The organism is Desulfosporosinus sp. HMP52 (assembly GCF_000765145.1).
Classification (GTDB): Bacteria; Bacillota; Desulfitobacteriia; order Desulfitobacteriales; family Desulfitobacteriaceae; genus Desulfosporosinus.
Genome location: NZ_JMGA01000012.1, coordinates 14,973 through 36,919 on the forward strand (window position 1 = coordinate 14,973; position 21,947 = coordinate 36,919).

General features: G+C 45.6%; 17 protein-coding genes and 1 other annotated feature. Of the genes, 16 read left to right on the forward strand and 1 reads right to left on the reverse strand.

Going from position 1 to position 21,947, the window contains the following annotated elements; translation table 11 throughout:
* The first annotated feature begins 224 nt into the window (after positions 1-224).
* The 11 genes from DP73_RS04400 to aspA all read left to right on the forward strand — a co-directional run bounded on the left by DP73_RS04400 (position 225) and on the right by aspA (position 15,967).
* Entirely contained in the window at positions 225-1,625 is a 1,401-nt protein-coding gene (locus DP73_RS04400) for an FMN-binding glutamate synthase family protein (protein WP_242865700.1), read from the forward strand.
* A 66-nt stretch (positions 1,626-1,691) separates the two neighbouring features.
* Positions 1,692-1,900: a binding site (T-box leader), on the forward strand.
* A gap of 882 nt (positions 1,901-2,782) precedes the next feature.
* Positions 2,783-5,443 (forward strand): valine--tRNA ligase, encoded by a 2,661-nt coding sequence (locus DP73_RS04405; RefSeq protein ID WP_034597780.1) that lies wholly within the window; start codon positions 2,783-2,785, stop codon positions 5,441-5,443.
* Positions 5,444-5,666: 223 nt separating this feature from the next.
* Complete coding sequence (locus tag DP73_RS04410) at positions 5,667-6,992, forward strand: folylpolyglutamate synthase/dihydrofolate synthase family protein (RefSeq protein WP_052090395.1); 1,326 nt, start codon at positions 5,667-5,669, stop codon at positions 6,990-6,992.
* Positions 6,993-7,269: 277 nt separating this feature from the next.
* Complete coding sequence (locus tag DP73_RS04415; RefSeq protein WP_034597782.1) at positions 7,270-7,896, forward strand: DUF47 family protein; 627 nt, start codon at positions 7,270-7,272, stop codon at positions 7,894-7,896.
* Entirely contained in the window at positions 7,889-8,896 is a 1,008-nt protein-coding gene (locus DP73_RS04420) for an inorganic phosphate transporter (RefSeq protein WP_034597783.1), read from the forward strand. The genes DP73_RS04415 and DP73_RS04420 overlap by 8 nt, the downstream gene beginning before the upstream one ends.
* A gap of 182 nt (positions 8,897-9,078) precedes the next feature.
* Positions 9,079-9,774, forward strand: coding sequence for an SPOR domain-containing protein (locus DP73_RS04425; RefSeq protein ID WP_034597786.1), 696 nt, complete (start codon positions 9,079-9,081; stop codon positions 9,772-9,774).
* Between the two features lie 130 nt (positions 9,775-9,904).
* Entirely contained in the window at positions 9,905-10,540 is a 636-nt protein-coding gene (locus tag DP73_RS04430; protein WP_034597788.1) for a redox-sensing transcriptional repressor Rex, read from the forward strand.
* Between the two features lie 219 nt (positions 10,541-10,759).
* Positions 10,760-12,355: a citramalate synthase gene (cimA, locus tag DP73_RS04435; protein ID WP_034597790.1), complete on the forward strand. Its 1,596-nt coding sequence runs from the start codon at positions 10,760-10,762 to the stop codon at positions 12,353-12,355.
* Between the two features lie 978 nt (positions 12,356-13,333).
* Positions 13,334-14,251, forward strand: a complete 918-nt coding sequence (locus tag DP73_RS04445; protein WP_128751378.1) for a DMT family transporter — start codon at positions 13,334-13,336, stop codon at positions 14,249-14,251.
* Between the two features lie 13 nt (positions 14,252-14,264).
* Complete coding sequence (locus DP73_RS04450; RefSeq protein WP_034597792.1) at positions 14,265-14,450, forward strand: hypothetical protein; 186 nt, start codon at positions 14,265-14,267, stop codon at positions 14,448-14,450.
* 113 nt (positions 14,451-14,563) lie between these two features.
* Positions 14,564-15,967: an aspartate ammonia-lyase gene (aspA, locus tag DP73_RS04455; protein WP_034597793.1), complete on the forward strand. Its 1,404-nt coding sequence runs from the start codon at positions 14,564-14,566 to the stop codon at positions 15,965-15,967.
* A gap of 922 nt (positions 15,968-16,889) precedes the next feature.
* On the opposite strand, the gene DP73_RS04460 is transcribed toward aspA, so the two are convergent.
* A complete protein-coding gene (locus tag DP73_RS04460; protein WP_034597794.1) occupies positions 16,890-17,189 on the reverse strand; it encodes a hypothetical protein in 300 nt (99 codons plus the stop codon).
* 1,081 nt (positions 17,190-18,270) lie between these two features.
* Here DP73_RS04460 and DP73_RS04470 point away from each other — a divergent pair.
* The 5 genes from DP73_RS04470 to mreC all read left to right on the forward strand — a co-directional run bounded on the left by DP73_RS04470 (position 18,271) and on the right by mreC (position 21,946).
* The gene (locus DP73_RS04470; protein ID WP_014904931.1) at positions 18,271-18,534 is read left to right on the forward strand and encodes a DUF4321 domain-containing protein; all 264 of its coding nucleotides are present in this window, start codon (positions 18,271-18,273) and stop codon (positions 18,532-18,534) included.
* A gap of 5 nt (positions 18,535-18,539) precedes the next feature.
* A complete protein-coding gene (locus tag DP73_RS04475; protein WP_034597796.1) occupies positions 18,540-19,196 on the forward strand; it encodes a Maf family protein in 657 nt (218 codons plus the stop codon).
* Positions 19,147-19,830, forward strand: a complete 684-nt coding sequence (radC, locus tag DP73_RS04480; protein WP_034597798.1) for a DNA repair protein RadC — start codon at positions 19,147-19,149, stop codon at positions 19,828-19,830. The genes DP73_RS04475 and radC overlap by 50 nt, the downstream gene beginning before the upstream one ends.
* A gap of 211 nt (positions 19,831-20,041) precedes the next feature.
* Positions 20,042-21,061 (forward strand): rod shape-determining protein, encoded by a 1,020-nt coding sequence (locus DP73_RS04485; RefSeq protein WP_034597800.1) that lies wholly within the window; start codon positions 20,042-20,044, stop codon positions 21,059-21,061.
* Positions 21,062-21,079: 18 nt separating this feature from the next.
* On the forward strand, positions 21,080-21,946 hold the full coding sequence (gene mreC / locus DP73_RS04490) for a rod shape-determining protein MreC (protein ID WP_081962951.1): 867 nt from the start codon (positions 21,080-21,082) through the stop codon (positions 21,944-21,946).
* Position 21,947: the final 1 nt, after the last annotated feature.

Sequence of the window (21,947 nt, forward strand, 5' to 3'; positions counted from 1 at the left end):
TTTGAAAAATGATTACTTGATATAATTCGCTAAAAAAGAGAAAATCCTTTTTCTTACAAATGGTAACTAGATTCCATAAATGGGAAAAATGAGGTAACATTACAATTCTCAGACCCACTTTCGGGAATATTATTAACTGACCCGTACAGACTAAACTTGTTATAGCTAAGTTTAGATTGTGAGATTTAATAATGGAGGATTGACCTTTGTTGTTACAGACCGCTCTGCTCATTGTTGTACTTTCAGTCACAGGAACTCTGATTGCTTTAGGGATATTTCTTGGCCTTTTTTATTTCGTTGGAAAACGTTGCTTTAGAACGATTGTGCAACGATTTTTTGGCTTGACCTTAGAAAGGCTGCTAAGAGACAAATATCCGGAGAATCTAATGGAACTCTGGAGTGCTGTTCGACGTACAACAGTTCAAAACATCTTGGAAATCAGTTTGCGAGCCGAAGAAGGCAAGATTATTCAAAGGCCCCTGGGATCGCCAAAACCGTTACCTCATTACGATACCCTAATGTTTGTCGCCGCTCAGATGGCGCGCCTGCCAAAAGAGGGAACGATTCCCGTGGACATGAAGGTAACCTTGGGAGCTAAAGCTGAGAAGCCTTTGCAGATTGAAATACCACTGATGATCTCTGGGATGAGCTTTGGTTTAGGTCTTAGTGAACAAGCTAAACTTGCCTTAGCCAGGGCTGCCAAGCAAGTGGGTACCGCTGCAAATTCCGGTGAAGGCCCTTTTTTACAGGAGGAACGTGACGAAGCGGGAAAATTCATTTGGCAAATAAGCCGCAGTACCTGGGGGCGCAACCCCCAGGCAATTTCCGCTGCAGATATGTTGGAAGTTCAGATGGGACAGGGGGCTAGGATGGGCTATTATGCTAAAGAACCCAGTGCTGTGAAAGGAAAAGCTCAAAAATTAATGGGTATATCCCCGGTAGAATCAGTGATTACTTCTGCCGTTATTCCCGGGATCTCAACCCCCTGGGACTGGTCGAAGTATGTTGGGGATTTGCGTAAAGAAGCAGCGGGAAAACCTATTGCCATTAAGATTATGGCTACCGGGGCCTTGGAGCGGGATTTGGCGGTATGTTTGGAAGCAGATTTTGATGTGATTGTCCTTGACGGTTCCCAAGGGGGAGCCTCGGGAGGGTCTCCCATGATTTGTGATGATTTAGGAATTCCAAGTCTGCTGGCTTTAGTTCGGGCAGAACGCTTTTTGCGAGAACAAGGAGCCCGCAAGGACGTAAGCTTAGTGGTTTCGGGTGGATACGCAACTCCCGGGGAATGCCTGAAAGCCATTGCCTTAGGAGCGGACGCAATCTATTTAGGAACTGTCCCGCTTTTTGGATTAGTTCACAACCAAATTCAAAAAGTTCTTCCCTGGGAACCGTTAACTCAGTTAATTTGGTACGATTCTCCCTATAAGCAACGTTTAGATATCCCTTTGGCCAGCAAAAGTGTGGCTAATGTCCTGAAATCAATGACCCTGGAAATGGAAGAGGGAGTACGAGCTCTGGGGAAGACCTCTTTGTCTGAGCTTGGTCCTAATGATCTCGTTGCTTTAGATGAATGGACCGCCAAGGTAACCGGTGTTAAACTGGCGTATTCTTGGGAAGATTAGAAAATAGGGACTGATTTTGACAATATTTATGATGCTGAGTATAATAGATTAATAGTAAATATGAAGATAAACCCAGAGAATGTGAGGAATAGTGACAATTGCCGTACAGAGAGAAAGACCGGAGCTGGAAGGTCTTTTCGGGAATACACTAAGGTCGCACAGGAGGGGCAGAGGGGAATAAAGTACTTTCTGACGGAAAAACCCGTTAGCGATGCCAAGAGCTGAGATTTATTCTCAGAATAAAGGTGGTACCACGGAAGCTTTTCGTCCTTTGATGGGGGAAGGGCTTTTTTTGGTGGAGGAAAGTTTGTTAGCATCCTACGGCGATGAGTGTTCGTTTTTGGTACGCGCCTCCGGCGATAGTGTCCACCGGACACTATCGTGGTCGCGACATCCTTCGGCGCGAAAGTATTCGTCAATGGTGCTGCGCCTCCGGCGTAAGTCATCCTCAGGCGGTGAGTACTCTATGGAGCATGCGCCTTCGGCGATAGTGTCCACCGGACACTATCGTCACTGAGACTTACGTGATTCATAGCTATTCCCTTGTCGCTAAGGCTAAAACGCAAAACCTCTGGGCTTTCTGCATGTGAACCGTTGCGTTTCTTCACGCCTTATCGCCTGCGCTCATTGACGCGATTCCACTAAAGTGCTCCCTAAGCTAAGAAACTTCCTCTAGGCTTAGGGGTCGACGGGGGATGGGAGACGTTGTTGTCGTGGGGGCTGTTTGCGTCTTTGACGCAAAGGCGCATGAAAGAGTTTTTTGCAGGTTTAGTTTAGTTAGGATAGTATTTGAAGTGGGGCAAGTTGCGTTTCTTCACGCCTTATCGCCTGCGCTCATTGACGCGATTCCACTAAAGTGTTCCCTAAGCTAAGAAACTTCCTCTAGGCTTAGGGGTCGACGGGGGACGGGAGACGTAGTTGTCGGGGGGCTGTTTGCGTCTTTGACGCAAAGGCGCATGTAAGAAGTTTTCTGCGGGTTTTGCATGTATGATGTTATCCTCAATCAGGATGAGGACTTAAGCTTAGCTTGAGTTCCTTTTCACGGTTGTTCAACATTATCCTAGGTTAGACTATAGTAGAGACTGAAAGTAAGGAAAAGCTTACATAACAGTGCAAACCAGAAAATTGATATAAGAACGAAAGGAGTTCGTGTATATATGGATGAGAATAATAAAGCTGCTAAGGTAGAAATGGCTACGGCTTATGATTCCAGCTCGGTTGAAAGTAAATGGTATCAGTATTGGGAGGAGAATGGCTTTTTTCATGAAGAGGTGAACATGGAGAAGCCCATGTTTAGTATTGTGATGCCTCCTCCGAATGTTACCGGGGCCCTGCATTTGGGGCATGCCATGGATAGTACGATTCAGGATATTTTGACTCGTTTTAAGCGGATGCAGGGGTTTAATACTCTTTGGGTTCCGGGAACGGATCATGCCGGAATTGCGACTCAGGCCAAGGTTGAGGGGCAGTTAGCGAAGGAAGGAACAAGCCGGCATGAGTTGGGACGAGAGAAGTTCTTAGAGCGGGTTTGGGATTGGAAGGCCCAGTATGGGGGGCGGATAACCCAGCAGCTCCGGAGATTAGGATCTTCTTGTGACTGGGAACGTGAGCGGTTCACCATGGATGAAGGGTGCTCAAAGGCGGTTCGAGAAGCTTTTGTGGATCTCTATAGCAAGGGCCTGATTTATAGAGGGAATTACATTGTTAATTGGTGTCCAAAATGTCATACGACGATTTCGGATATTGAAGTTGAACATAACGATCGAGATGGGAATTTGTATCATTTACGCTACCCGGTAAAAGATAGTGATGAGGCCCTGGTGGTGGCCACCACTCGGCCGGAGACTATGCTAGGGGATACAGCTGTGGCAGTGCATCCCGAGGATGAGCGGTATCGGCATTTAATCGGCAAGACTTTGATCTTACCTCTTATGGATCGGGAGATCCCGATTATCGCCGACGACTATGTGGATCAGGAGTTCGGAACCGGGGCGGTGAAAATTACCCCTGCCCATGATCCCAATGACTTTGAAATGGGACTTCGCCATAATCTGCCTCAGATAATTGTCATGGATAAAGATGCTAAGATGAACGAATTTGCCGGCAAGTATCAAGGGATGGATCGTTTTGAAGCCCGTAAAGCGGTGGTCGCCGACCTCAAGGATTCTGGGGTTTTGGTTAAGATCGATCCCCATGCCCATGCCGTAGGAGAGTGCTATCGCTGTACTACGATCATCGAACCTCTGGTCAGTAAACAATGGTTTGTTAAAATGGAGCCTTTGGCTAAACCGGCAATTGAGGTTGTTAGGGACGGCCGCTTAGAATTTGTACCCGAGCGCTTTGATAAAATTTATCTGGGCTGGATGGAGAACATCCGGGATTGGTGTATTTCTCGGCAGTTATGGTGGGGACACCGGATTCCGGTTTGGTATTGCGAAAAGTGTGGAGCGGAGATCTGTGCGAAAGAGGATCCCTCCGGTTGTCCGACCTGTGGATCTGAGAATCTAAGACAAGATCCCGACGTTTTAGATACCTGGTTTTCCTCCGGGCTTTGGCCTTTCTCCACTTTGGGTTGGCCGGAAAAAACACCGGAGCTGGAGAAATTCTATCCTACCTCCGTGCTGGTTACGGGACGAGATATCATCTTCTTTTGGGTGGCCCGGATGATCTTTATGGCTATGGAATTCATGAAGGAAGTACCATTCCCTAAAGTCATGATTCATGGACTGGTTTTGGATGCTCAGGGACGTAAGATGAGTAAATCCTTAGGCAATGGCGTAGATCCCATTGAGGTTATCGAACAGTATGGAGCAGATACTCTGCGCTTTATGCTAATCACCGGGAACACACCGGGGAATGACCTGCGTTTTCATCCTGAACGGCTGGAAGCCACCAGAAACTTCTCTAATAAAATTTGGAATGCCTCACGCTATGTGCTCTTAAACCTAGAAGACTATCAAGAGGGGCCCCGAGGCGAGCTGGCTTTAGCTGACCGTTGGATTTTGACCCGTTATGCCTCCACTGTAGAGAACGTCACCAAAGCCCTGGAAAACTTTGACCTGGGTGAAGCAGGACGATTGCTCTATGAATTCATCTGGAATGAATTCTGCGATTGGTATATCGAGCTCACCAAACCCCGGCTCTATAATAAAGAAGACGTCTTGGCCCGGCACACTGCTCAATCCGTATTGCTGGAGGTTCTCGAAGGAACTCTACGCCTCTTGCATCCCTTCATGCCATTTTTAACGGAAGAAATTTGGCAGAACTTCCCCGTGGCAGGAAAAAGTATCATGACTCAGCCTTGGCCGGAAATTCCCGCCTATCAAGATACCGTAGCCGAAGGGAACATGACCCTGCTCATGGAAGCGATTAAAGCCATTCGCAACATTCGAGCAGAAATGAAAGTAGCCCCCGGGCAGAAGGTTGAGATTATCATGCTGGCTGCAGACAAGAACCAGCGGGCCGTACTGGAAAATGGCAAGGCAGACATTTTGAAATTAGCCGGAGGAGCCAGTGTTGAGCTGTTTGAATCTCTGCCGGAGAAGCCCTCACAATCCGCCAGCGCTGTTTTGGGTGGAGTGGAAATCTATCTCCCTCTAAAAGGGATGATGGATTTAGGGAAAGAAATTGCCCGCTTAGAAAAGGAAATTTCCCTGGCCATACAGGAACAGCAGGTCTTAGAAACCAAACTCAATAACCCGGGATTCACTAATAAAGCCCCTGCCCCGGTAGTTGCTAAAGAACGTGAGCGTCTGGAAGCTCTTTTAGTTCGTAAAGTTACCTTAGAAGAACGAATCAAAGAATTAAAGCAAGGCTAAAGACAACGCCTTTGTTTAAGTTAGGTTAGGTCAACGGAATTATAGGTGAGGCAGAGTCCGGCACTCCGCTTTCGGATCGGAGATCATTGCCCTTCACTGTCCTTGCCAGAGGCCTTCGTACCTGAAGGCTCGCTGTACAGCATTCGCTTAAAGAATGGAAGGTAACCCTGAAGGGATAAACCATCATGGTTTAATCGTCACTATTTGGAGGGGAGCGCTGCTAATGTCTGAATACAATCTTGACCGGGAATATCAAGAGAACTTACAGTATCTGGCTAACCTAACGACCTTCGGTATTAATTTTGGGCTGGGAAGAATCCAAGAACTGCTGAGACGAATCGGAAATCCGGAAAGCACTTTGCGGGTAGTCCATATAGGCGGTACTAACGGCAAAGGTTCGACCACCGTAATGATTGCCCGGATTTTGCGGGAAGCAGGGTATAAAGTTGGAGTTTTTACTTCCCCCCATATGCATGATTATCGGGAGCGTATGGTAATTAACGGCCTGATGATTTCCAAAGAAGATGTCATTCAGATGATCAGTCGTGTGCGTCCCCATTTAGAAGACATGGTTGCCGAAGGCTTTGAGCACCCCACAGAATTTGAAGTGAGTACAGCTTTAGCCCTGCTCTATTTCGCTGAGAAAAATGTAGACTATGCCATGATAGAAGTGGGCTTGGGAGGGGCAATCGATTCTACCAATGTGGTTACCCCTCTGGTCTCCGTTATTACCAATGTAGGCATGGATCATATGGATTATTTAGGGTCGGATGTGGTAGCAATTGCCAAAGTCAAAGCTGGGATTATCAAGCCTAACTCGGTAGTGGTTACAGCCTCTGCAGACCCGGATGTGCTTCAAGTTTTACGGGATCAAGCCAAGGCCATGGGGGTGCCTATCTGGGTAGTAGGGGAAGATGTTCGCTGGGAAAGCAAATGGAGCGGTGAGTTAGAGCAGGAATTCGACCTCATTGGCTTACATTCTATTTATTCCAAGTTACGCTTAAGGCTCATGGGCTCCCATCAACTCCGTAATGCAGCGACAGCTGTGACAGTCTGTGAAGTATTGCAGAGCGAATACTTGGTAAGCATTCCCAGGGAAGCGGTTTATGCCGGTTTACGTGAAGTGGAATGGATCGGGCGCTTAGAGCTCTTGTCCTTAAATCCTAAAGTCCTCCTGGATGGAGCCCATAATGTGGATGGTGCTCAAGCCTTAGCCCAGGCCCTCCCCATTTATGCCCGCAACCGTCTTGTTCTTTGTTTGGGGATGCTGGCGGACAAGGAGCGGGAAAAGGTTGTTAAAATGCTGGTTCCTATGGCGGATGAAATTATTGTCACCCGGCCTAACTCTCCTCGGGCAGGAGACTGGAAGGCCTTAGGGAGTTTAGCGGAACAATTCGGCAGACCGGTGACCTGCATTGAAGACCCTAAAGAAGCAGTGGTTTTTGCCTTGGGGCGTCTGGAAGAAAAGGATATGCTTTGTGTAACCGGTTCGATTTACATGTTGGCTGATGCCCGCCAAGCATTAATTGATGATTTAAAACAGATTTAGGAAATGACTCATCAGAAGTAATTATTGTTGCTATTTTAATGGCCTTATACCCAGGGTGGATTTTCTTGTTTATTGAGGTAAATTAATACAATTATTAAAACAATGTTAAAAATTTAACATAAACTTAACACAAATATTTTTTTATTTGATATAATACTCCGTGGGATATGAATACTGTATGCAGACAAGCACTGGTTAGGTTGAACAGTAATGGATTCGAACTTTGAGGTTGCTTAGGTTTCCTGTGTTTTGACTATTCTTATGCTGGGGGTTAATTATGTTTAAGTTGTCACCAAAAGAAGATAAGTTCTTTGAACTCTTTTCCCAAAGTACAGAAATCATTACTAAATCTCTTAAGAGACTTTATGGGATTATGCAGCAAGAGTGTGTTTCTTCAGAAGATGCTGCTCAAATGCATCGCTTTGAAAACGAAGCAGACAACGTTACAACCCAAATTTTAGAGCGTCTCAACTGTACATTTATCACACCCTTAGATCGTGAAGACATCTATGAACTGGCCCAAGTCCTAGATGATATTGTGGATTTTGCTGAAGGTACCGTAGAACGCATGCTCCTTTATCGCACAGGTAAGCCGTCACTGGGGGCTCAAGAACTTGTTCACTTAGTTGAGCTGGCTGCAGAACAGATTCAACAAGCCTTTTCCTATTTAGGCAATTTACATTCCAAAAAGTCCAATATCCTAGCTGCAGCTGAAGAAATTTATCACTTGGAAAGTGCCGGGGACAAGCTTTATCGTGAAGAGGTAGCTAGATTATTCGAGTATGAAAAAGACCCCATTGAGATTATTAAATGGAAAGAAATCCTGGAACATATTGAAGCGACTCTGGATCACTGCGAATCCATTGCGGATCTTCTCAAAAGTGTGGTCTTGAAATATGACTAGTCTTGGGGTTATGTTAGTTATCGTAGTGTTCCTAGCCTTAGCCTTTGACTACATTAATGGTTTTCATGATACTGCCAATGCCATTGCCACCAGTGTTTCAACCAGAGCATTGTCTCCAAAACGGGCTGTAATGCTGGCCGCAATTCTTAATCTTATCGGAGCTCTCTATAGTACGGGAGTTGCCCAGACTATTGCTAAGGACATTGTGTCTCCCAAGTTTGTGACTCAAGAAGTTGTGATTGCTGCTTTGCTTAGTGCAATTGCCTGGAATCTGCTTACTTGGTATTTCGGAATTCCCAGCAGCTCATCTCATGCCCTGATTGGTGGTATGGCAGGTGCTGCTGTAGCTAAAGTTGGGTTTAGTGTTTTGCAGTGGCACGGTATCGGCAAGATACTAGCTGCCTTAATTTGTTCTCCGATCATTGGAATGGGACTCGGCTTTATTATCATGAAAATACTCGCCTATATTTTTGGTAATTTCTCACCATCGAAGTTAAATCACGGCTTTAAAAAGATGCAGATTGTTTCTGCAGGATTGTTAGCCTTTAACCATGGTTCCAATGATGCTCAGAAATCCATGGGGATTATCACCATGGCTCTTATTGCGGCAGGACTGCAATCCCAAGAAGTCTTGGCTCCTCCCCTGTGGGTAAAATTTGCTTGTGCTTTTGCAATGGCCGCCGGAACTGCTGCCGGTGGATGGAAAATCATCCGGACCATGGGAGGAAAAATATTTAAGCTGGAACCTATTAATGGGTTTGCAGCGGATTTGACTTCTTCGCTTGTTATCTGGACAGCAACGGCTTTCCCGGGTCTGCATCTTCCGGTCTCCACTACTCATGTGGTTTCGGGATCAATCATGGGAGTTGGAAGTGCCAAGCGAGTTTCAGCCGTACGCTGGGGCGTAGCCCAACAAATGCTTGTGGCTTGGCTGGTAACTATTCCGACCACATCACTCCTGGCAGCACTTCTTTACACCATACTTTCTAAACTCCTCTAGTATTTTCGAAGCTCTTATTATGGTTATTCAATTATTCTCAGATACTTATAATCGATTGTTAAAAAAGATCTTAGCCTTAGTGCCGAGATCTTTTCTATGCCATTCTAAGGTCTATTTCCACCTGCTGCAACATATCTTCCGGTAGAGAAGTTGTCCTAGGCAGCACGGAGGGGGAATGGAAAATGAAAATTATCGATCAATTTAAAGTACTTGTAGTCTTGATTTTAGGCATTATGGCTTTAGCCTTATTAACCTGGGGAATTGGAAAGATCTATTTGGAACTTCTGAGTCAATCCAATCATGAAGCTACTGTCCAGAGACAAGCCCAGTCTTTAGATAAAAACAACCCGGACACTGTTTTGGTTCTGCCTAAAGTGGGATTTTGGACCTGTCAGTTAGGGCTGTTTCAAAACGAACACAATGCTCAACTCCTCAGAGATCAGCTTATCGTCATGGGTTTTAAAGCAGAAGTCATAAGTGCTAATCCCTGGATGGTTGCTATCGGTTTGGGACGTACGGCTGATGAGCTAAAGGGGTTAAGGCAAGCTTTGGAAGAAAAAGGTTTTTCGTCGATTCCTAAACCAATCTCTCTCCCCGAACGATCCTTTCGGGTGGCCGGAACCGGGGGACAGCTGACTGCAGAACTCTTAAGGAATGTCAATACTATTTTAGAAACCGGGTTCGATCAAGAGGTGTTAGCAAAGGAAGAACAGCTCTGGGCAGCTCAAGCCGGGGAACACCCATTGCCAGATCTTGATCGTCTTCACCAGCTTTATGGCCAATTACGTGCCAAAAATACCCCTGAAGAGCAAAAAGCTCTTGGTATATCCTTATTTTTTGAGTCTCAGAGGGTTATTTATAAGTTTTCTGGTAAATAATAGGAGTATAGTCATCCATTTATTTAACTTTATGGGAGAAAAGACCTAAGATTAAAATTGCGTTTTTTTTGGATAGTGCTATAATTAACATACCTTAAGGCAAAATCCAGCAAAGAAATGGGGGAAATTATTGAAAACGCTAAAAATTCCAGAAGCAACAATTATTCGACTTTCTGTTTACTCACGTCACCTCACGGATGTCGATCGCAAAGGAATTATAACCACTTCCTCAGGGGAAATTGCTGATGGAGTCGGCGTTAGTCCTGCTCAAGTACGGAAAGACTTAGCCTACTTTGGTGAGTTTGGTACCAGAGGCGTTGGTTATAATGTCAAAGATCTTCGCCAACATATTATGAGAATTCTTGGATTAGGTGTCGAATGGAGCGTAACCTTAGTAGGGGTTGGAAACTTAGGCTTGGCGTTGAGTACATATAAAGGGTTTAGAGATCGTGGCTTTGTCATCACAAGTATTTTCGACGCAGATCCTAAAAAAATTGGAACCAAAATCGAAGGCGTAGAAGTACTTCCTATTGAACAATTAGAAACAGTTGTAAAACAAAATAATACTCAGATTGGAATTGTTGCCGTGCCTGCATCAGTTGCGCAGGAAACCGTGGATAAATTAATTAAATCCGGAGTATCAGCCATTCTGAACTTTGCTCCTATTGTCTTGAATGTTCCTCCGGAGATTGAGCTGCGTAATGTGGACTTAGCGGTAAACCTTGAAGTACTAACCTTCAATGTTTGCGGGCAAAGGTGTTATTAATTCGAGATACTGTTGTATATCAATGTACATCTGTCGTATAATAGCACAATAAGAAGTGTATCTAGGGTTCCGCCGCAGGGGACTGGACCGAGCGATACAGGTTGGAAAAGCACCAGCTACACCGTGTGGGAAAAAAGCCCCGTGGCAAGTTCTTAGGAACTCGTTATGGGGCTTTTGAGTATTATTTTCTACCAAGTTATTTAAACGAGGAGGAGAACAATGAATCAAGACCAAGGAAAGAAAAAAATCACTATTTATGATACAACTTTGAGAGATGGGGCCCAGGGGGAAGGTATCCATTTCTCGACTCAAGATAAGCTGAGTTATGTGAATCGAATTGAGGATATGGGGAATTTATATGTGGAAGCCGGTTGGCCCGGGGCAAACCCTCGGGATGAAGAATTTTTTCAACAGTGCACCAAGCTCCAATCCCCGCTGGTCAATATCGTAGCCTTTGGTAGTACATGTAAGGTTTCGGAGCCCCCGGATAAGAGCGATATTTTGCTGAAATTGCTGGCCTCGGGAGCTAAAACTATCGCAATCTTCGGCAAATCCTGGGATTTGCATGTGCGAGATGTCTTGAGGACAACCCTGGAAGAGAACCTTCGCATCATTCGCGAGTCAGTTTCCTTTTTACTGCAACAAGGAAGAGAAGTCTTCTTTGACGCGGAACACTTTTTTGATGGGTTTAAGGAAAACCCTGAGTATGCTTTGAAGTGTATTGCTGCTGCCCTGGAAGGCGGGGCCAAGACTATTGTTTTATGTGACACCAATGGAGGCAGCCTTCCGGAAGAAATTGCGGCGGGGGTAAGAGCAGTCAAGCAGGAACTTTCCCCTCAGGAGTTGGGGATTCATGTCCATAATGATCGGGGCCTTGCTGTTGCCAACTCCCTGATTGCGGTGGAATCCGGAGTCACCCAAATTCAGGGAACCTGGAATGGATTTGGAGAGCGCTGCGGGAATGCCAATTTAAGTACATTAATTCCCTTGCTCCAGCTCACAGGAAAATATAATGTGGTATCAGATTCCGCGCTCCTAAAGATCACCCCCTTTTCACGCTATGTTGCAGAATTAACCAACGCACCTTTTGATGAAAAGCAACCCTTTGTGGGAAGAAGTGCCTTTGCTCATAAAGCCGGAATGCATGTGGATGCAATTCTTAAAAACCAGCGCACCTTTGAACACATGGATCCCGCTGATGTCGGCAATGAACGTCGTATATTAATTTCAGACCAAGCAGGGAAAGCTAATATCCTGGAACGGTTATGCCGGTTCGAGCCTGACATGCGCAAAGATGATCCTCGGGTTGAGATTGCCATGAATGAAATCAAAGAATTGGAGCACAGCGGATTTCAGTTTGAAGCTGCGGAAGGCAGCCTGGATTTACTCCTTCTGCGTAGCTTGGGAAAACTGACAACTCCAATGTTTGAGGTATTGGATTACCATGTCTGGAGTGACCCCTTGCGAGGAGAACTGGATTCTGTCGCCGTGGTCAAAGTTAAAGTCGGAGAGGAAACGGTGCAAATCGCTTCAGAAGGCAACGGTCCGGTAAATGCTCTGGATACAGCATTACGTCAAGCTTTAGCCAAGTTTTTCCCGGTATTGGAGGAAAGCGAACTTGTTAACTATAAGGTAAGAGTATTAGACGGAGCCCATGGAACAGAGGCCATTGTGCGGGTTATTATTGATACTCGTTTGGGGAATGATGTTTGGGGAACCATAGGGGTGTCTAAGAATATTTTGAGGGCCAGTGCTCAGGCCTTGTTGGATGCGATAAATTGGACGATATGGAAGGGGAGGGACGCGTCACACTGACTCGGCCATGCGCTCGTCGTGCCAAACTAGGGCTTTAATCCGTTATGGATGAGAGCAGGGTTCCCGGCCAAAGCGGCGTCCGTGCCGCATGGCCGGCGGGAAACGTCCTGTTTCCCGCCCTGCTTGATGAAAGCGGATTAAAGCCGAGTTTGGCTACGACTCGCGCAAAGGCGTCGCTGCGTGTGATCGCGACCCTCTGAAGCTTGGGGGGGAGACGGGGATTTGGATCGCGGACTTAGGTCGGGGATTTGGGTCGCGGTCTTTTTTGCTTGAGAATGCGTTTGAGGTAAGAGTGAATCGTACGTTTCCCCTTTGGGTAAACGGGGGGAGTGTAGCATGGGTGCCGCATGGCCGACGGGAAACGTCCTGTTTCCCGCCCTGCTTGATGAAAGCGGATTAAAGCCGAGTTTGGCTACGACTCGCGCAAAGGCGTCGCTGCGTGTGATCGCGACCCTCTGAAGCCTAGGGGGAGACGGGGATTTAGATCGCGGACTTAGGTCGGGGATTTGGGTCGCGGTCTTTTTTTGTTTGAGAATGCGTTTGAGGTAAGAGTGAATCGTACGTTTCCCCTTTGGGGAAACGGGGAGAGTGCGGCATGGCCGGCGGGAAAGGCTCTGTTTCCCGCCCTGCTTGATGAAAGCGGATTAAAGCCGAGTTTGGCTACGACTCGCGCAAAGGCGTCGCTGCGTGTGATCGCGACCCTCTGAAGCCTAGGGGGAGACGGGGATTTGGATCTCGGACTTAGGTCGGGGATTTGGGTCGCGGTCTCTTTCTGGTTTAAGAATGCTTTTGAGGTAAGAGTGAATCGTTCGTTCCCCTTTGGGGAAACGGTGGAGGCGACATGGTTATTACCGGATTAGCAAATACTGGCTTCATTTTTACCTATACCCGGTATAATCCGAAAACACTGTACAGAAGGCAAATGGTTCTCTATACTACTAAAGTTAGATAAGAAAGAGCTCATACTTAAAACGGGGGGTGACAGAGATAAATAGAAAAGCTGAAATCGCAATGATATTAGTTACGATTTTATGGGGTGCTAACTTTGTATCAGGAAAGCTAATTTTAGGCATTACTACTCCGCTATACTATTGCAGTATTAGATTTATCGGTGCAACAATTCTTCTGGGTCTTGTTTATCATGATCGTTTCAAAAAACTGGATAAGCCTACTTTAAAAGCCGGATTAATGATAGGGGTAGCACTTGGTATAGGTTACATTTTACAAACGGTTGGGTTAAATTACACAACAGCTTCTAAGGCAGGATTTCTTACAGGTCTTTTTGTTGTTCTAGTGCCACTTATTGAGTGTATTATAAAAAGATCTATGCCTCGTGTTAATGAACTATTTGGGGTTATGATAGCGACAATAGGGCTTGGAATATTAAGTTTAAATGGTAGCTTTGGCATTGGGTTCGGCGATGCAATGATATTTTTAAGTACGGTATCCTTCTCTTTTAGTATCATCTTAATAAGTCGTTTTGCTAGAGACCACGATCCTGTTGTATTAACGGTTATACAGATTGGAGTTACTGCAGTTTTATCGCTTATTTTTTCCTTAATACTGGAGCCGACTATTTCGCTGGAAGTATTTGATGCTAATCTTATTCTATTACTTCTATTTGCTATTCTTTTTGGAACAGCCATCAATACGGTTGTACAAAATTGGGCTCAGAGCAAGATAAATGCCACAAGCGCATCTCTAATTTTGATTATAGAGCCGGCCTTTGCAGGGATATTTGGCTATTTATTGTTACATGATCCTATGGGAATCAAAGAGCTGTCGGGTAGTATTATGATAATAGCAGGCATGCTGATAACATTGATATTCGCTCCAAAAGAATCGTCTCAAAAGACTATAAAAACTGATGAAAAAGTTGTGGTTAATAAGATTTAGGGGGTAGCACTAGTTGCTGCCTCTTTTTTGTACCTGTGGCGGGATAGCTAAGACTTGCGTCAAGGCGTTGCTGGGTGTGATTGCGACAGCTGTGATTTGGGACCAAAGAATGAATCATTCATTCTCTCTTTGGGGAAACTGTGCTGAGTATGCAAGCCAGACATTCAGACTAACATTGCCCCCACAGACCAGAGCTTAGGGGTATTAATTAGTGAATACTTTAGTGAATTTCACAGTAAAAGCGAGTAAAATGGTGATGGGACCTATTGTAGGTTGGCGCTATTCATGTGAATGAGATAGGAGATATGAGATATGCGGCAAGAAAAGGATTTGATTGGAGTTCATGATGTCCCGGATGACGTGTATTATGGTATTCAAACACTCCGAGCTAAGGAGAACTTTCCTATTACCGGGTATCACCCTCATCGAGAATTAATTCGGGCTATCGGTATGGTTAAAGGTGCGGCGGCGGAAGCAAATATGCATATTGGTGCTTTAAATCCTACAATTGGCAATGCTATAATCGCAGCATCCAAGGAATTGGTGGGGGGCAGGCTACAAGATCAGTTTGTGGTAGATGTGATTCAGGGGGGAGCGGGTACGTCTTTTAATATGAATGCTAATGAAGTCATTGCGAATCGCGCTATTGAAATTATTGGCGGTCAAAAGGGTGAGTATTTTAGAGTCCACCCTAACACTCATGCGAATATGGCCCAAAGTACGAATGATGTTTTTCCCACCACAATCCGCATCGCTTGTTTGAATGTAGCTCATGATCTGCTTACTGTCTTGGACGAATTGCGTCAGACGTTTGAAGATAAGGCTCAAGAATTTGATGGCGTCATTAAGATGGGAAGAACCCATCTCCAAGATGCAGTTCCTATTCGTTTAGGCCAAGAGTTTGGGGCGTATTCTCATATGTTGGGCAGAGACCTTGAGCGAATTAAAGCTGCCATTAAATCTTTGGAAGTTATAAACATGGGAGCCACTGCTGTTGGCACCGGCTTAAATGCGGATCTTCGATATATTGAAAAGGTGACAGAACTGATGCAAGAATGGACGGGTTTACCTTTGCGGCTTGCCGAAGATCTGGTGGATGCTACTCAAAATACTGATGCATTCATGGAAGTTTCAGGTTCTCTAAGGACTTTGGCTGTCAACCTTTCTAAAATTGCCAATGACCTGCGCCTCATGGCCTCCGGCCCTCGAACCGGGTTTAATGAGCTAAATCTTCCGCCCATGCAGCCTGGCTCATCCATCATGCCGGGGAAGGTTAACCCGGTAATTGCTGAAGTAGTTAATCAAGTCGCCTTTCAGGTTCAAGGGAATGACTTCACCATCGGCTTGGCCTGTGGTGCCGGGCAACTTGAACTTAATGTTATGGAACCTGTCGTCGTCTTCAATCTCCTCCAATCCTTAGACATTCTGCGTAATGTGATCAGGGTCTTCCGTGATCGCTGCATCTCAGGAATTACAGCCAATGAAGAACGCTGCCGAGTGATGGTGGAAAACAGTGTGGGCTTAGTGACGGCAATTAATCCTCATGTCGGCTATGAAGTTGCTTCGACCATCGCCAAAGAAGCCATTCTTTACGGACGGCCGGTTGCAGAGCTTGTTCTGGAAAAAGGTATTTTGACGAAAGAGGAACTTGATCTGATCTTAAACCCCTATGAGATGACCAGGCCGGGAATTGCCGGGGTGGAGTTGTTGAAGTAAAGGGGAGGGGTCGCGTCACACTTGCTCTGCCATGCGGTCGTCGTGCCAAACTAGGGCTTTAATCCGTTATGGATGAGAGCAGGGTCCCCGGCCAAAGCGACGTCCCTGTCGCATGGCCGGCGGGAAACGTCCTGTTTCCCGCCCTGCTTGATGAAAGCGGATTAAAGCCGAGTTTGGCTACGACTCGCGCAAAGGCGTCGCTGCGTGTGATCGCGACCCTCTGAAGCCTGGGGGGAGACGGGGATTTGGGATCGCGGACTTTGGTCGGGGATTTGGGTCGCGGCCTTCCTGGCTTTAGAGTGCGTTTGTGGTAAGGGTGAATCGTACGTTTCCCCTTTGGGGAAACGGGGGGAGTGCCGCATGGCCGGCGGGAACGTCCTGTTTCCCGCCCTGCTTGATGAAAGCGGATTAAAGCCGAGTTTGGCTACGACTCGCGCAAAGGCGTCGTTGCGTGTGATCGCGACCCTCTGAAGCTTGGGTGATACGGGGGTTGGGGATCGCGGACTCTGGTCGGGGATTTGGGTCGCGTCTTCTTCTGGATTGAGAATGCTTTTGAGGTAAGAGTGAATCGTTCGTTCCCCCTTCGGGGAAACGGTGGGGGTGCGTCAGGTACACTGACTCGGCTCTGCGCTCGTCGTGCGCCCCATGAACTAGTCATATCCTGTTCCGTCATCCGCCAACTATTGATGCCAAGGATTTTGAAACTTATGTAACTTACGTAACTTATCTATAATCAACCAAATGATTTTTTAGATTATTAACCTCATGGATTGAATCTATGTCCTGAGAGTTTAGAGTCATAGTCTTATTTTTATAATGCACACTAAAATTACTAAGTGCTACCTTTTGATCTTTAAGGCTCTTTAATAAGCAATATGCCTTTTCAATTTCGTTCAATGCATTTTCATCAGTGACTTCGACATTAGCAGAGGAGATCCCGAGCATCTTCAATATCTTTCGTTCTGTAATTTTGCCCGACATAAAAACTTATGTCGGGTTTATTTATGTCATTAGACTCTGCATCATAAAGTCCTCCATGTATAAAAGTATAAGATATCTTCTGAATAGCAAACTCTTTCTTATACTTATCCTTCAGGTACTCTTGGAATTTGATTTTATATTCTAGATATCCCCAAGGGGTTCCTAAGAAGAAAAAACTAATACTTAAGAAGATACCTATTATAATAAAAATAAGGGTTTTTGATATTTTGGGTAATACCATGTTTCACTCTCCTTGCTTTCACTAACCCCTAAATATCAACGAAAGAATCATCCACTGTCTTAAACAACTTCAAATTAAGACACGCGAAAGGGATCGAAAAGGTCTATAATTGCATATTCCTCTTCTTAGTCGTTGTTTTAATAATTGTTTATTGATGATAAGATAGGTCGGAAGAGGTGGGATATAATGTATTTAGAGGAAAGTATTAGGTTTGACAATTTGAATACTATAAAAACTATATTTATGATAGCGACTATCTTTTTATTAGCTGCAGTAGTTCAAAAACTAATACCAAGGTTTTCATTTTCCTATAGCATTAATAGTAAGCCATCTTATCTTAAGGCCAAATTGATTGCTAAGTTAGTTACATCAGCTACCATATATTTGGAGGGCCTGTATTTTTATTTTTTCACGGATCTTTCGATAAGATCAAGGTACAGCATGTTAGGCTTAGCCCTTTCTTATATCATATATCATCCGTATAAATGGGGATTCGCAAAGATTTTTGAAATTAGGGACAAAAATGAAACAAATACCCCATAATCAAGCCCCAAGAACCCCTCTCTGGCTGAGAAGAACCGCCCTTCCTTGGCTTAAAACTAACCGCCCCAGTAAATGCCCCCCTGACCTACTCCGCCACGCCCTAATGTCCATCCTCAGCCCCCACAGACCAGAAATTAAGGAGCCAATTGCCAAGAGAACACTTTAGTGAAGTTTGCGGTAAAGCGAATGGCGATGCTGAAGGGCTAATTGAGCCCGGGTTCACATCTTGCGCTGCCCAGAAGTTGGCGCAATTCCTTCAGCATCCAAAGAGCGAGGAAACGCAAGGAGTGTGAACGGGCAATTGGCTCCTTACTTTCACGAAAGCCCGAAATCCAGCCCCAAGAACCGTTTCCCTGACTTAAAAGAACCGCCCTCCTTTGCCTCAGAAGCAACCGCCAAATTACGAAACTAAAACCAAATGAAGAACCGTGTCGAACTTGCTTAGTACTTGTTAAGATGCTACACTTATATGAGGCTATGAGAAGATAAACTAGATTAATTATGCAGACTTGCTACGTAACGGAGGGGGAAGAAAATAATGGCAGTTGGACGAAATTCCTCAGGGACTGGTAGAGCCCTTTTGCTGATCATGATTGGGGCGGCCCTGGGAACTTTGGTTGGGTTTGGCCTGGATAAATACGGGCTTTTTGCTCCGTTTTTACGGCCTGCTGTCATTGACATACCTTCACACACCTACGTAGATTTCTTTTTTCTCTCGCTTTCCTTTGGCTGTCGCATAAGTATTACCATTGCAACACTCTTAGGGGCTATGGGAGGGTATATCCTATCAAGGAAGGTGTAACATGCATGCTCGTACTTGCTTCTTCATCTCCACGAAGATCTTTATTGCTTCGCCAGGGAGGATACGTTTTTGAAACGGTTCAGGCTTCTGTCTCAGAAGATCTGGAAGAGGGGATTTCTCCGTTTATAGGGGCTAAGCTCCTAGCTGAACGCAAGGCTAAAGCGGGTTTAACCAATTGGCTGGAGCTTGGAGGGGACAAGCAGGATGTGATACTGGGCGCAGATACAATGGTAGTTCTCGATTCCTGTATTTTAGGTAAACCCGGCTCTTCCCTGGAAGCAGAGGAAATGCTCTTAAGATTGAGTGGTCGTACTCATGCTGTTCTAACCGGCGTAGCCTTAATCTCCGGAGCCGGAAAACTTGTTTCTGATGTGATTGAAACTGTCGTAAATTTTCGCCCGCTTGGTGTGGATGAAATAAAAGCATACATAGCCGGTGGAGAACCGATGGACAAGGCAGGCTCTTATGGAATTCAGGGAGAAGCCGGGAAGTTTGTAACTTCCATAGAAGGTTCCCTGACAAACGTCATTGGCTTACCCATGGAATATCTCTCGGAACAACTTAAGACGTGGGGGATTGAGCAGACAAACATCACCTCACGCGAGGTGGATGATGGATTATCGGCGTTTGAAGGACTTACCGGTGGAGCTTTTACCCCGTGAACGACTTTGTCAGTTAGGGCCTGAGGCCTTATCAAATCATGAAGTTCTGGCTATTCTCTTACGGACAGGTGTTAAGGGTGAAAATGTTTTAACCTTAGCAGAACGAATCTTGGCCAGTGTTGGTGGACTTTCGGGTTTGCGAAAACTCACGGTTCATGAGTTAGCTCAAATTCATGGCTTAGGACGGGCGAAATCCGCAGAAGTAAAGGCGGCCCTGGAATTAGGGCGTCGTTCTGTTTCAGTGGATCCACTGTCCAGACCGGTGGTCAACTCTCCTCAAGATGTCGCTCATATTGTTATGGAAGAAATGAGGTACCTTGATCGTGAACATTTTCGGGTAGTATCCCTCTCAACCAAAAATCATGTGTTGGGGATCAGCCCGGTTTCAATAGGATCGCTTAATTCATCCCTGGTGCATCCGAGGGAATGTTTCAAAGAGGCAATACGGCGCAACTCTAACGCCATTATTTTATTGCACAATCATCCCAGTGGAGATCCGACCCCTAGTCAAGAAGATATTGAAGTAACCCGACGCTTGGCAGATGGGGGAAAGATACTTGGAATTGAAGTGTTAGATCACGTGATTATAGGGGATAATCGCTATATTAGCTTAAAAGAACGTGGAATACTATAGTGTGGCTCGTGGTTCGCTGATCTTCGCGGTAGGATCGCTGAATCTCATTCTGCGAATTGAAAAATGAATTGAAACCTGTTGGCTTAGTTACTTTGCTACTTAGCTAAAAGTTATTGCGGCCTTTGTTCAATACAATCTGCAAACTACGAACAACGATTTACTAACCACGCGTAACAAATATCGAACCACAAATTTGGAGGGAGATAACACCATGTTTAATTTTTTTAGCAAGGATTTAGGTATAGATTTAGGAACCGCGAATACAGTGGTTCATGCCAAGGGAAGAGGGATTGTCGTACGGGAACCCTCAGTAGTGGCTATGGACATAACCACGAAGACCCCCATGGCGGTGGGAGACAGTGCGAAGGAAATGATTGGCCGGACACCCAGCAACATCGTGGCAATTCGCCCCTTAAAAGATGGAGTTATCTCGGATTTTAACGTAACTCAGAAAATGCTCAAGTATTTTATCAGCAGAGCTTTAGGGACGGAGCATCCCTTTATTCGCCCCCGGGTGGTTATCTGCGTACCCTCGGGAGTTACTCCCGTGGAAGAACGGGCTGTCAAAGAAGCGGCTATGGCTGCGGGTGCCAAAGATCCCATTATCTTAGAAGAGCCTATGGCAGCGGCGATTGGCGCAGGACTCCCGGTCAGTGAACCCACAGGAAATATGATTGTGGATATTGGCGGGGGGACAACAGAAGTTGCCGTAATTTCCTTAGGGGGAATTGTAACCAGTCGTTCAATTCGCGTAGCGGGGGATGAGATGGATGATGCCATCATTGCCCACATAAAACGACGCTATAATTTAATGGTGGGTTATCGGACTGCTGAGACCCTTAAATTTGAAATCGGTTATGCATATAAAGCGGAAAAAGGAATGTACACTGTCCGGGGACGGGATTTGCTGACAGGACTTCCGAAAACCATTGAAGTAACCTCGGAAGAAATCCAGGAAGCTCTGCAGGAGCCTGTCATGGCAATCGTAGATGCAGTAAAATCCTGTTTAGAAAAGACTCCACCAGAATTATCATCCGACATAATGGATCGGGGCATAATGATGGCAGGCGGTGGGTCATTATTACGTAATCTCGATCGACTAATCTCAGAAGAAACGGGTATTGCTGTCCACATAGCGGAGGATCCTTTGTCCTGTGTCGCTATTGGCACAGGTAATGTCTTAGAACATGCAGAAATCCTTCGTAGAATCGCCGCCTCGCAAAAGAGCTAAAAAGAGCGGGGAGGAATTATGGTGAGGAAAAGAGTAAATGTAACGGGAATTGCGGTTCTCGTTTTCTTTCTCTTGTTGGGGGTATTAATAGCGATTCGCTTTACAGGGCTGGGGAGCAACTTCCCTAATCCTGTTGGGGGAATTATGCAGCGGGTGTTAAGTCCCTTAGAATACCCTATTCTTCAAATAGGGAATGCAATAAGAGATAATACCAGGGCAATCTGGGACTTTGAGGAAGTGGCCAAAGAAAATGAGGAACTCCTTAAGAAAGTTGACCAGTTGACCGGAGATAACCTTAAGCTGAAAACAGAAATCTTGGCCGGAATGCGTTATAACGAGCTGGACCAAGGTCAATTTCGCAGTCCGACCCTGGATAAATTTGAAAAGGTCGGAGCCAGTGTTATTAACCGTAATCCGACAACTTGGTATCGTACTTTAACCTTAAATCGTGGCACTCAAGATGGGGTGGCCATTAATTGCCCGGTTATTGGGGATCTGGGGATTGTGGGGAAGATCGTGTCCGTTACCCCAACCACCTCGGAAGTCTTATTGATCCTCGACGGGGAAGGGCAAGTCAGCGCCAAGGTAGGAGGCAGCACCGGTACCGGTACCTTTGGAATCGTACAAGGGAACTATACACGAGGCTCTCGCCTGACTTCGGAAGGCAATCTGCAAATGCTTTTCCGCAGAGATGATAGTGTTAACATTGGAGACTTAGTACTAACATCCGGGCTGGGAGGGGTTTACCCTAAAGACGTTCCCGTGGGGCAGGTTAAGGAAATCCAATTAGATCCTTCAGGCTTATTGAAGACAGCCTATATTCAACCACTGGTCAATTTTGACTCTCTTGAAGAGGTTTATATCGTAAAAATGGTTGGTGAATAAT